Consider the following 12,001-nt stretch of genomic DNA (forward strand, 5'->3'; position numbering starts at 1 on the left):
CCGTACGACGGGCCAGTACTGGGGAGGCGGGACTCATGGCCGTGAAGGACCGGGACCGGTTCTCCACCTCGACCAGGCTGAAGCTGCTCGGCGAGCAGACGGCGGCCCGGGTCTACCGCTCCCAGACCAAACGGCAGGCGCGCCGCTCCCGGCTGACCGGCCGGGCCGCGCTGCTCGCCCTGGTCCTGTGCTCCCTGATCGTCGCCCTCGCGTACCCGATGCGGCAGTACGTCTCCCAGCGCGCCCAGGTCGCCGACCTGGAGCGGCAGCGGGAGCAGGCCCGGCAACGGGTCGAGCAGCTGCGCGACCTCAAGGCGCGCTGGCAGGACGACGCGTACGCGAAGCAGCAGATCCGGCAGCGGCTGCACTATGTGATGCCGGGCGAGACCGGCTACGTCGTGATCGACCCGGACGCGGCGAAGCAGGCCCGCGCCGAACGGGGCACCGCCGACCGCCCCTGGTACACCAATGTCTGGGACGGCGTGGACAAGTCCGACGCCGCCGACCAGTGACGACCCATGAACTGACCAGAAAGACACGTGACTCACGGCATGGAAACGCCTCCGCCGACCACCCCGCGCACCGAGCCCACCGACGCCGACGTCGAGGCCTTCAAGCAGCAGCTCGGCCGGCCGCCGCGCGGGCTGCGCGCGATCGTGCACCGCTGCCCCTGCGGTCAGCCGGACGTCGTGGAGACGGCGCCCCGCCTCCCCGACGGGACGCCGTTCCCGACCACGTACTACCTGACGTGCCCGCGGGCCGCGTCCGCGATCGGGACGCTGGAGGCCAACGGGGTCATGAAGGAGATGACCGACCGGCTGGCCACCGACCCCGAACTGGCCGCGGCCTACCGCGCCGCGCACGAGGACTACATCGCGCGCCGTGACGCCATCGAGGTCCTGGCGGGCTTCCCGAGCGCGGGCGGCATGCCGGACCGGGTGAAGTGCCTGCACGTCCTGGTCGCCCACTCGCTGGCCGCCGGGCCGGGCGTCAACCCGCTCGGCGACGAGGCCATCGCGATGCTTCCGGAGTGGTGGCGCAAGGGTGCGTGCGTGACGCTCCCCGCGGAGGACGCCTCGACGGGCCCTGCCGAGGACGCCGGTGACACGGCTGACGCGGGTGACTCCGCGCAGGACGTCGGGCCCGGAGAGGGCCGGTGACCCGCGTCGCCGCCGTCGACTGCGGTACGAACTCCATCCGGCTCCTGGTCGCCGACGCCGACCCGCGGACGGGCGAACTCGCAGACCTGGACCGGCGGATGACCATCGTCCGGCTGGGCCAGGGCGTCGACCGCACCGGCCGGCTCGCCCCCGAGGCGCTGGAGCGGACCTTCGCCGCCTGCCGTGAGTACGCGGCGGCCATGAAGGAGCACGGCGCCGAGCGGCTCCGCTTCGTCGCCACCTCCGCCTCCCGGGACGCCGAGAACCGGGACGAATTCGTGCGCGGGGTGCTGGACATCCTCGGCGTCGAGCCGGAGGTCATCACCGGGGACCAGGAGGCGGAGTTCTCCTTCACCGGCGCGACCAGGGAACTGGCCGGGCGCGACGACCTCGCCACGCCCTACCTGGTCGTGGACATCGGCGGCGGTTCGACCGAGTTCGTCGTCGGTGCCGACCACGTGCACGCGGCACGCTCCGTGGACATCGGCTGCGTACGGATGACGGAACGTCACCTCGTGCACGACGGCGTCGTGACCGACCCGCCCACCGCCGAGCAGGTCGCGGCCATGCGCGCCGACATCGAGGCCGCCCTCGACCTCGCCGAGGAGACGGTCCCGCTGCGCGAGGCGCGCACCCTGGTCGGTCTGGCCGGCTCGGTCACCACGGTCGCCGCGATCGCGCTGGACCTCGCCGAGTACGACTCCGAGAGGATCCACCACTCCCGGATCTCCCTCGCCCGCGTCCGCGAGATCACCCAGTGGCTGCTGCGCTCCACGCACGCCGAGCGCGCGGCGATCCCCTCGATGCACCCGGGCCGGGTGGACGTGATCGGCGCGGGCGCCCTCGTCCTGCTCTCGATCATGGAGCGGACCGGGGCGGAGGAGGTCGTGGTCAGCGAGCACGACATCCTCGACGGCATCGCCTTCAAGGTGGCGGAAGACGCCGAGGCGGGCGGGCAGACGACTGACGCTCGCTGACGCGCCGAGAACGGACGTGGCGCGGCCCCGGTACCTCTTTCCCGAGGGACCGGGGCCGTCGCCGTCCAGGGTTCCCGGGAGGCCGCAGGGAGCTCCGGACGCGATGTCCGGCGGTGTCGCGAGGGCGTGGTTCAGGTCTCGTTTGCTACTGATCAGTAGCCTCGGCTGAGCGTGTCGGATACCGTATGAGCGTGCCCGAGGGGGTCGTGGAACCCCTCCGGCGAGGCCCCGCCGAGAAACTTCGTGAAGTTCTTCACAAGGAAAAAAGCCCTGCTGGGCGAGGAAGGGGCCACTTGGGCCCTTTCGCAGGCCCCGGGCGGTCCGGCAGCATGCTCAACGGAGCGTTGCGGCCGTGTTTCCGGGTGGTGAAACAGGGGTGTGGTCCGCTGGGCCGAATGGCTTGGAGTGCAGCTCACGCGGTGTTGACAACGGTACGAACCGTACGGTGGTTTCCCCCGGCTGCCATGACCTTGATCACGTGGGCGGCGGAGTGTAGCAGAGCCCCTGCCCAAGCTTGTGAAGGGGCGCACGAGCGACCCCCCTGAAGCGGGTGGATACTCGATGGCATGAGCACCACGGAGCGTCCCAGGATCCTCGTAGTAGGCGGTGGGTACGTAGGCCTGTACGCAGCTCGGCGCATCCTCAAGCAGATGCGCTACGGAGAGGCGACCGTCACGGTCGTCGATCCCCGGTCGTACATGACCTACCAGCCCTTCCTCCCCGAAGCCGCCGCCGGCAGCATCTCCCCGCGGCACGTCGTCGTCCCGCTGCGACGTGTACTTCCCAAGGCGGAGGTCCTCACCGGCCGGGTCACCACCATCGACCAGGACCGCAAGGTCGCCACGGTCGCCCCCCTCGTGGGCGAGGCGTACGAGCTGCCCTTCGACTACCTCGTCATCGCGATGGGCGCGGTCTCCCGCACCTTCCCGATCCCCGGCCTCGCCGAACAGGGCATCGGTATGAAGGGCATCGAGGAGGCCATCGGCCTGCGCAATCACGTCCTCGAGCAGCTCGACAAGGCCGACTCCACCACGGACGAGGACGTCCGCCGCAAGGCGCTGACCTTCGTCTTCGTGGGTGGCGGCTTCGCCGGCGCCGAGACCATCGGTGAAGTCGAGGACATGGCCCGCGACGCGGCCAAGTACTACAGCAGCGTGTCCCGCGAGGACATGCGCTTCATCCTCGTCGACGCCGCGGACAAGATCCTTCCCGAGGTCGGCCCCAAGCTCGGCCAGTACGGCAAGGAGCACCTGGAGAGCCGCGGTGTGGAGATCTACCTCTCCACCTCCATGGACTCCTGCGTCGACGGTCACGTGGTGCTGAAGAACGGCCTCGAGGTCGACTCCAACACGATCGTCTGGACGGCCGGCGTCAAGCCGAACCCCGTTCTCTCCCGCTTCGGTCTGCCGCTCGGCCCGCGCGGCCACGTGGACACCCAGACCACCCTCCAGGTGCAGGGCACGGACTACATCTGGGCCGCGGGCGACAACGCCCAGGTGCCGGACGTCGCCGCCCGCAAGGCCGGTGTCGAGAACGCCTGGTGCCCGCCGAACGCCCAGCACGCGCTGCGCCAGGCCAAGATCCTGGGCGACAACGTGATCTCCGGTATGCGGGGCTTCCCGCAGAAGGAGTACGCGCACGCCAACAAGGGCGCCGTGGCCGGTCTCGGCCTCCACAAGGGCGTCGCGATGATCGTCCTGGGCAAGACGAAGATCAAGCTCAAGGGCCGTCTCGCCTGGTACATGCACCGTGGCTACCACGGTCTGGCCATGCCGACCTGGAACCGCAAGATCCGCGTCTTCGCGGACTGGACGCTCGCGATGTTCCTCAAGCGCGAGGTCGTCTCCCTCGGCGCCATGGAATCTCCTCGCGAGGAGTTCTACGAGGCCGCCAAGCCGGCTCCGGCCGCGGCTGCCCCGGCGCCCGCCGCCAAGACCGAGGAGAAGGCCAAGGCCTCCTGACCTCCGGTCACCGAACGCCCCGAAGGGGCCGCCCGCCATCCGTGGTGCGGGCGGCCCCTTCGGTGTTTCCCCGGAAGGCGTACCCCGGTGCGCACATGGCGGCGCGCAAAACGTGGCGCGTACACGTATTTTGCGAATCTGTAACGCGGAGGAGGGACTGCGCGCAGAGCGGGTAGATGTTTACGTGGTGTCGGAGCGTTCGGGAGTGCTGTCTCGGAGGTGTACGCCATGCAGGACGCCGCGCCGCGGCTGAAGAGCCTTGTCGAACAGATGCTGGGAGTCCCGCTCCCGTTGCGCATCCGCGCCTGGGACGGTTCGGAAGCGGGTCCGCCCGGGGCTCCGGCGCTCGTGGTCCACAACCGGCGCGCCCTGCGTCGTCTGCTGTGGAAACCGGGCGAGTTGGGACTCGCCCGCGCCTGGGTCTCCGGCGACCTGGGAGTCGAGGGCGACCTGTACACCGCCCTGGACCTGATTTCCGGGCTCGTCTGGGAACGCGGAGAGGACGCGCGCGGGCTCGGGGAGGCCCTGCGCGACCCCGAGGTGCGCGCCGCGGTGCGCGGGCTGGTGAAGATGGCCGGGCTGCCGCTGCCGCCCGCCCCGCCCGTCGAGGAGGTGCGCAGACGTCATCACCTGCACACCAAGCGCAGCGACCGACGAGCCATCAGCCACCACTACGACGTCGGCAACGACTTCTACGAGATCGTCCTCGGCCCGTCGATGGTCTACTCGTGCGCCTACTGGGAGGACGGCGTCACCCTGGAGGAGGCCCAGCGCGACAAGCTGGAACTCATCGCCGGGAAGCTGGGTCTGAAGCCCGGTCAGCGGCTCCTCGACGTCGGCTGCGGCTGGGGCTCGATGGCCATCCACGCGGCCCGCGAGCACGGCGCGAGGGTGGTCGGGGTGACGCTGTCGCAGGAACAGGCCGCGTACGCCCGTAAGCGGGTCGCCGACGAGGGTCTGACCGACAAGGTGGAGATCCGGGTGCAGGACTACCGGGACGTCACCGACGGGCCCTACGACGCGATCTCGTCCATCGGTATGGCCGAACACGTCGGCGCCGAGCGCTACCTGGAGTACGCGGAGGTGCTGAACCGCCTCCTCGAGCCCGGTGGGCGGCTGCTCAACCACCAGATCGCGCGGCGGCCGCAGCGGGACGAATCGACGTACTCCGTCGACGAGTTCATCGACGCCTACGTCTTCCCCGACGGCGAACTCGCGCCCCTCGGGACGACCGTGACGCAGCTCGAACGGGCCGGGTTCGAGGTGCGTGACGTCGAGGTGATCCGCGAGCACTACGCGCTCACCCTGCGCCGCTGGGTCGCCAATCTGGAGGCCGGCTGGTCCCGTGCCGTCCGGCTCACCAGCGCCGGCCGGGCCCGCGTCTGGCGTCTGTACATGGCGGCCAGCGCGGTCGCCTTCGAACGCAACCAGATCGGCGTCAACCAGGTCCTGGCGGTCAAGACCCCGGACGGAACCGGCTCGTCCGGGATGCCACTGCGCGCGAGAACCTGGAACTGAGGCTGTACAGAGGCCGAATGTGCAGGGAGGGGTCCCGTTCCATCCGGAACGGGACCCCTCCCTGCACGTTGCGCGTCCGGCCGCTTCCGGTCCCGCCGCCCGCCCCGTTACTCCGACTTGATCGCCGTCAGCATGTTCAGGCGGGCCGCCCGGCGGGCCGGCCACAGCGCCGCGAGGACGCCGACTGCCGCCGCGAGGAGGAGGAAGACCGCCATCCGGCCCCAGGGCAGGACCAGTTCGTACGTCGACATCCTGCTGCCCAGCAACTGGCCGGCCGCCCAGCCGAAGAACACGCCGAGACCGACGCCGAGGACACCGCCGAAGAGCGAGATGACCAGGGACTCCAGACGGACCATCCGCTTGACGCCCTTGCGGTCCAGGCCGATCGCGCGGAGCATCCCGATCTCCTGCGAGCGCTCGAAGACCGACATCGCGAGGGTGTTGATGACACCGAGGACAGCGACGATGACCGCCATCGCCAGCAGGCCGTAGAGCATGTTGAGCATCAGCGTGAACGCCTTCGCGATGCTGTCGGAGATGTCCTGCTTGTCCTGGACCGTGATGGCGGGGTTGTCGCCGAGGGCCTTCTCCAGCTTGTCCTTGGTCGCGGCGGACGCGCCGTTGGACGTCTTCAGTACGACCTGCATGTCGGTGACGTCGCGCTGGTGCGGGGAGAGGGTGGCGTTGTCGAGCATGATGCCTCGGATGACTTCGTTGGCCTCGTACACCCCCGCGACGGTCAGGTTCTCCTTCTTGCCGTCCTCGTAGGAGACCTTGAAAACCGAACCGGCCTTCCAGTCATGGGACTTGGCGGTGTCCGAGTCGACCACGACCCGGGTGCCGCCGACCCGGAACGAGCCGTCGGTGACGGCGAGGTCGGTGAGTCTGCCGATGGCCGCGCCGTTGACACCGGTCAGGAACTCGGTCCGGTGGTCGATGCGGGAGGGGGCGTTGCGCAGCGAGCTGGTGTCGGTGACCCCGTCGACCGAGGCGAGCTTCTTCTCGACGTCCGGGGAGAGGGGGATGCCGTTGGCCATCGACACCATGTAGTCCGCCTTGATCGCCGAACTGGCCATCTTGTCGATCGACTTCTGCAGACTGCCCGCCATCACCGTCATGCCAGTGATGAGGGTGAGGCCGATCATCAGCGCGGAGGCGGTGGCGGCCGTACGGCGCGGATTGCGCACGGAGTTCTGCCGGGCCAGCTTGCCGGAGATCCCGAAGACCCGCAGGACGGGAGCCGCCGCGGCGATCATCGGACGGGACAGCAGCGGGGTGAGGACGAAGACGCCGATGATGAGCAGCACCGCGCCGAGACCCATCGGGGCCTGGCCGTCCGAGCCGTCCATCGTCGTGGCGTAGAGGACCACGGCGACACCCGCGGCCGCGAACAGGGCACCGATCGAGTTCCGCAGGACCAGGGACTTCGTCGTCGCCTTCGCGTGGACGCTGCTCATCGCGGCGACCGGCGGGATCTTCGCGGCGCGGCGGCCCGGCAGCCACGCGGCCAGCATCGTGATGAGGATGCCCACGAGCAGCGCCGTGGCGACCGTGCCGGGCGAGACGACCAGCGGGCCGTCCGGCACCGTGGCGCCGAGCGTGCCCATCAGGGAGCGCATTCCGGCGCCGATGCCGATGCCCGCGGCGAGCCCGCCGACGGCGGCGACCGCGCCGACCACGAACGCCTCGATCAGCACCGAGCGGGTCACCTGGCGGCGGGAGGCTCCGACGGCGCGCAGCAGCGCCAGCTCCTTGGTGCGCTGGGCGACCAGCATGGTGAAGGTGTTGGCGATGATGAACGTGCCGACGAACAGCGCGATCCCGGCGAAGACCAGCAGGCCCGTCTTCATACCGCTCATCGCCGAGGAGATCTGCTCGGCCTGGTCGTCGGCGAGCTTCTGGCCGGTCGTGGTGGAGGCGATGTCCTTCGGCACGACGGCGTCGAGCGCGTCGCGCAGCGCGGTCTGGCTGGTGCCCGGCGCGGCCTTCACATCGATCTCGTCGTAGGAGCCGACCGAGTGGAACAGCCGCTGCGCGGTCGCCGTGTCGAACAGGGCGAGGCTGCCGCCCGCGGCGACGTTGCCGTCGTCGGTGGTGAAGATGCCGGTCACCACGGGCTTGAGGACGGGGCCGTCGACCGAAAGACGTACGGTGTCGCCGACCTGGTAGCCGGCCCGCTTCGCGGTCTCCGCGTCGATCGCGACCTCGCCCGTGCCGTGGGGCGCGTGTCCGGAGGCCAGGGGATAGCGGGGGTCCTTCCCGCCGTCCTTCGCGCTCCAGTAGTTGCCGCCCTGCGACTGGAAGCCGCCACCGATCAGCTTGCCGTCCTTGTCGGCCATGGCGGTGAAGCCGTTGACGACGCCGATCGCGGAGGCGGCTCCCGGCACCTTGGCCGCCTTGTCGAGCAGCGGCTGCGTGAGCTTGTGCGTGCGGCCGACGGTGTCGCCCGTGTCCGCCGCGCTCTCCGGGTGGATGGCGACGTCGACCTGGTCGAAGCCCTTGGCGGAGCTCTTCTGGTAGGCGTCCGAGATGGTGTTGGTGAAGACCAGGGTCCCCGACACGAATGCGACGCCGAGCAGGACGGCGAGCACGGTCATCAGGAGCCTGGCCTTGTGCGCGAACACGTTGCGCAAGGCGGTACGGAACATGGGTTGTCTCAGTCCAGGAGTCGCGGGAGGGCGCGGGAAGCCGCGGGCCGGCGCGCGGAGGGCGCGGAAGGCCACGGGCGGGCACGGGGAGCGTGCGAAAGGTGCGAGAAGCTGGTGCTCGGTGCTCGGTGCTCGGTGCTCGGTGCTCAGCGATCGGAGTTCGGAGCACAGTGCTCGGAGTTCGGAACTCAGGGCTCAGTGCTCGGAGTGCCGGGGTGAGCGGTCCGACGGGGTGTCAGCTGGTGCTGCCCTTGTCGTCGACGTCGGGGGTCCGGGAGTTTCCGCCAGGAAGATTCCGCATGAGGTCCAGGACGGAGTCGGCGGTCGGCTCGAACACCTCGTCGACGATCCGTCCGTCGGCGAGGAAGACGACCCGGTCCGCGTAGGCGGCGGCCACCGGGTCGTGCGTCACCATCACCACGGTCTGGCCCAGCTCCCGTACGGAGTTGCGCAGGAAGCCGAGGACCTCCGCGCCCGAGCGGGAGTCGAGGTTTCCGGTCGGCTCGTCGCCGAAGATGATGTCGGGGCGGGAGGCGAGGGCGCGGGCGACGGCGACGCGCTGCTGCTGGCCGCCGGAGAGCTGGGAGGGGCGGTGGCTCAGACGGTCGGCGAGGCCGATCATCTTGATGACCTTGTCCAGCCACTCCTTGTCGGGCTTGCGGCCGGCGATGTCCATCGGGAGGGTGATGTTCTCCAGGGCCGTCAGGGTCGGCAGCAGGTTGAACGCCTGGAAGATGAAGCCGATCTTGTCCCGGCGCAACTTGGTGAGCTGCTTGTCCTTCAGGGAGCCGAGCTCGGTGTCGCCGATGCGCACGGAGCCGGAGGAGAAGGTGTCCAGTCCCGCCACGCAGTGCATCAAGGTGGACTTGCCGGACCCCGAGGGACCCATGATCGCGGTGAACTCGGCCTGCCGGAAGTCGACGGTGACCCGGTCGAGGGCGATCACCTGGGTCTCGCCCTGCCCGTAGACCTTCGACAGTTCCGTGGCGCGGGCTGCGACCGCGGTGCTTGTGCCTGCGAGGGGGGTGGTGGTCACGGGAGGGTGCTCCTGTCGGGACGACGACGTTGATGGGGACGTGTTCCATCGTCCGTGCCGATCCGCGCGATGTAGTCAGCCGCTGTTCCGGTTCCGGGGGCAGCCTGGGGTCGGACCGGGAGCGGTTGTGTCATACCTGGGGATGACGGAGCTCCCCTGAGAGCCGTCCGGGTCGGGGCGCCGCGAAGACCTCTGGGCACCCCTCGGTGAGCGCGCGTCGCGCGGTCGCTCTCCTGAGAGTTCGCCCGGGACCTCGTCCGAGGCTCGTTCCGATCGTGTTCGGACGGTGAAATTCCGTCAATCCGTGTACGCGGGCCCAGAGCGTCCGGAAGGCTGTTGGCAAGTGCTGACGGCCTGTACCGCGTGCTGATGCACCCTCAGACGTCAATAAAATAAGACAACATCGGTCCGCACGCCCGCTGTTCGGGTTACGCGCCCCGATAGGCTCGGAACCTCGATGCGGAGCCCATGGTCTGCCCGGATGGTGGAATGCAGACACGGCGAGCTTAAACCTCGCTGCCCCTCGCGGGCGTACCGGTTCAAGTCCGGTTCCGGGCACTTCCCGCACCTGCAAGGCGGGACGCGGGCCACAGTCGGAACACTCCGAGCGTGGCCCGCCGGCTGCAGGTCTGGCCGCTCCCGAGGCCCAGGGCTAGAAGCCGCTGGCCGAGTAGCAGTTGACGGTTCCGCCGATGTACGTCTTGCCGTGGGAACTGTCGGCGTCCTAGCTGTAGTCGGGAGACGCCCCAGCTGAAGGCTGATGGAGCGGCAGGTGCCGTTGCGCGTGGTGGTGAAGAGGTCCATCGCCGAGCGGTACTCCCACGCGTTGTACGCCAGGAGCCGACTGCCGACAGTGATCGTGCCGGGCGTGTTCTCGTACGACGAGAGGAACTTGCCGAGGCTGATGTTCTTGTATGCGTACAGCCAGTGCCCACGGAGTGTGAGGGTCTGGTTCTTCGAGTTCAGGATGAAGATCCGGTAGCCCCAATGGCCCTGGGCCGGCGCTGTGGCGGTCACCGAGCCCTTGCCGGAGACGGCCTTGTGAATCAGAAACCTCCTCGCCGGAAAAGTGCCCGCACCCGAACTGCGGCGGTTTGCCGGGTTTTTGACGTTCGTGCAGGCCACTGATCCCCCGATGGGTGTTCCGGCGGTTGACAGTGGTTCCAGGGCGGCGGAGACTCACGAGTAGGAATAGGTGAAAGAAAGTTCACTGGGCGAACGACGTGACGAGCGTGAACGGCGCGACGGGCGCGAGGGAGGGGTATGGGCATGGCGATGCGTACCACCGTGGGGATCGTCGGGGCCGGGCCCGCCGGGTTGTTGTTGGCTCGGCTGTTGCATCGTGCCGGGATCGAGTCCGTGGTTCTGGAGAGCAGGGACCGGGCCCATGTGGAGCAGCGGCAGCGGGCCGGGATCCTGGAGCAGGGGACCGTGGACGCGCTGCGGGCCGCCGGGGCCGGGGAGCGGATGGACCGGGAGGGGCTGCGGCACGACGGGATCGAGCTGCGGTACCGGGGGGAGCGGCACCGGATCGACTTCCCGGCGCTCACCGGCGGCCGCTCCGTGATGGTGTACGCGCAGACCGAGGTGTGCAAGGACCTCATCGCGCTGCAGCTCAAGGAGGGCGGGCCGCTGCTCTTCGGGGCCGAGGCGCTGGCCGTCGAGGGGGCCGAGGAGGACCGGCCCCGTGTGCGGTTCCGGCACGAGGGGCGCGAGGGCGTGCTCGAGTGCGACTACGTCGTCGGGTGCGACGGCTTCTGGGGCGTCGCCCGCAAGGCCGTGCCCGCCGCGCTCTCCCGTACCTTCGAGCGCTCGTACCCCTTCGGCTGGCTCGGCATCCTCGCCGACGTCCCGCCCTCGCACGACGAGCTCGTCTACGCCCGGCACGACCGAGGCTTCGCCCTGCTCAGCATGCGTTCGCCCACTGTCTCCCGCCTCTATCTCCAGGTGCCCGAGGGGACGGATGCCGGGGCGTGGAGCGACGAGGAGATCTGGGACGAGCTGGAACGGCGTCTGGAGACCGCCGACGACTGGCGGCTGCGACGGGGCGCCATCACCGCCAAGTCGGTCACGCCCATGAGGAGTTACGTCCACGAGCCGATGCGGCACGGCCGGCTCTTCCTCGCCGGGGACGCCGCCCACATCGTGCCGCCGACCGGCGCCAAGGGCCTCAACCTCGCCGTCGGCGACGTCGTCACGTTCGTCCGCGCCCTGATCCAGCTCAGGGACACCGGATCGGCCGAGCGGCTCGACGCCTACTCCGAGACCTGTCTGCGCCGGGTCTGGCAGGCCGAGAGGTTCTCGTACGACATGACGGCCCTGCTGCACCGCGACCCCGCCGCGACGCCCTTCGAGGACCGCGTCCAACTGGCCCGCCTGGAGCGGATCGCGAGTTCACGCGCGGCCGCGACGGACCTTGCGGAGGGTTACACGGGCTTCCCCCTCGGCGAAGGGGCGTGAGCGGGACTGGATGGGACTGGATGGGAGCGGGTGGCAACGGGCGGAAACGGGGCGACAGGAATAGGAGGGGATCGCGGCGGCTTGAGAGGGCAGATGATCTCTACGGAGCCGGTGTCACTGAAGCTGGTGTCACGGCTTAGTACCAGTGCGGGCGTGCCGGGGGGCACACGCGTACGGTGGCACAACGAGGGAAAGATCCTCCTCAAGCACTAGGGTCATTCCTTTGCCTACCCATTACTCT

Annotated in this window: 9 protein-coding genes and 1 tRNA gene; 8 read left to right on the forward strand and 2 right to left on the reverse strand. The window is 69.6% G+C overall.

What is annotated here, in order from left to right:
* Positions 1 to 35: 35 nt before the first annotated feature.
* The 5 genes from ACFYR3_RS17755 (at position 36) to ACFYR3_RS17775 (ending at position 5,616) form a co-directional block, all read left to right on the forward strand.
* Entirely contained in the window at positions 36 to 512 is a 477-nt protein-coding gene (locus ACFYR3_RS17755) for a septum formation initiator family protein (RefSeq protein ID WP_355846025.1), read from the forward strand.
* Positions 513 to 551: 39 nt separating this feature from the next.
* Positions 552 to 1,160 carry a DUF501 domain-containing protein gene (locus tag ACFYR3_RS17760; RefSeq protein ID WP_355846028.1) on the forward strand — a complete coding sequence of 203 codons (609 nt, stop codon included), beginning with the start codon at positions 552 to 554 and terminating at the stop codon, positions 1,158 to 1,160.
* On the forward strand, positions 1,157 to 2,137 hold the full coding sequence (locus tag ACFYR3_RS17765; protein ID WP_389283738.1) for an exopolyphosphatase: 981 nt from the start codon (positions 1,157 to 1,159) through the stop codon (positions 2,135 to 2,137). Before ACFYR3_RS17760 ends, ACFYR3_RS17765 begins: the two co-directional genes overlap by 4 nt.
* Positions 2,138 to 2,703: 566 nt before the next feature.
* Positions 2,704 to 4,098, forward strand: coding sequence for an NAD(P)/FAD-dependent oxidoreductase (locus ACFYR3_RS17770; protein WP_355846034.1), 1,395 nt, complete (start codon positions 2,704 to 2,706; stop codon positions 4,096 to 4,098).
* 228 nt (positions 4,099 to 4,326) lie between these two features.
* On the forward strand, positions 4,327 to 5,616 hold the full coding sequence (locus tag ACFYR3_RS17775; protein WP_355846036.1) for a cyclopropane-fatty-acyl-phospholipid synthase family protein: 1,290 nt from the start codon (positions 4,327 to 4,329) through the stop codon (positions 5,614 to 5,616).
* Between the two features lie 107 nt (positions 5,617 to 5,723).
* Here the strand turns inward: ACFYR3_RS17775 and ACFYR3_RS17780 are convergent, their stop codons facing one another.
* Positions 5,724 to 8,264, reverse strand: a complete 2,541-nt coding sequence (locus ACFYR3_RS17780) for an ABC transporter permease (RefSeq protein ID WP_389283741.1) — start codon at positions 8,262 to 8,264, stop codon at positions 5,724 to 5,726.
* 235 nt (positions 8,265 to 8,499) lie between these two features.
* The gene (locus tag ACFYR3_RS17785) at positions 8,500 to 9,300 is read right to left on the reverse strand and encodes an ABC transporter ATP-binding protein (protein WP_355846041.1); all 801 of its coding nucleotides are present in this window, start codon (positions 9,298 to 9,300) and stop codon (positions 8,500 to 8,502) included.
* A gap of 475 nt (positions 9,301 to 9,775) precedes the next feature.
* Between ACFYR3_RS17785 and ACFYR3_RS17790 the strand changes: the two genes are divergently transcribed.
* The 3 genes from ACFYR3_RS17790 (at position 9,776) to ACFYR3_RS17800 (ending at position 11,760) form a co-directional block, all read left to right on the forward strand.
* Positions 9,776 to 9,858 (forward strand) — tRNA-Leu (locus tag ACFYR3_RS17790).
* Positions 9,859 to 10,072: 214 nt separating this feature from the next.
* Positions 10,073 to 10,282 (forward strand): hypothetical protein, encoded by a 210-nt coding sequence (locus ACFYR3_RS17795; protein ID WP_389283743.1) that lies wholly within the window; start codon positions 10,073 to 10,075, stop codon positions 10,280 to 10,282.
* A 293-nt stretch (positions 10,283 to 10,575) separates the two neighbouring features.
* Entirely contained in the window at positions 10,576 to 11,760 is a 1,185-nt protein-coding gene (locus tag ACFYR3_RS17800) for a 4-hydroxybenzoate 3-monooxygenase (RefSeq protein ID WP_389283813.1), read from the forward strand.
* Positions 11,761 to 12,001 lie beyond the last annotated feature (241 nt).

The sequence above is a fragment of the Streptomyces sp. NPDC005784 genome (assembly GCF_042871525.1).
Classification (GTDB): Bacteria; Actinomycetota; Actinomycetes; order Streptomycetales; family Streptomycetaceae; genus Streptomyces.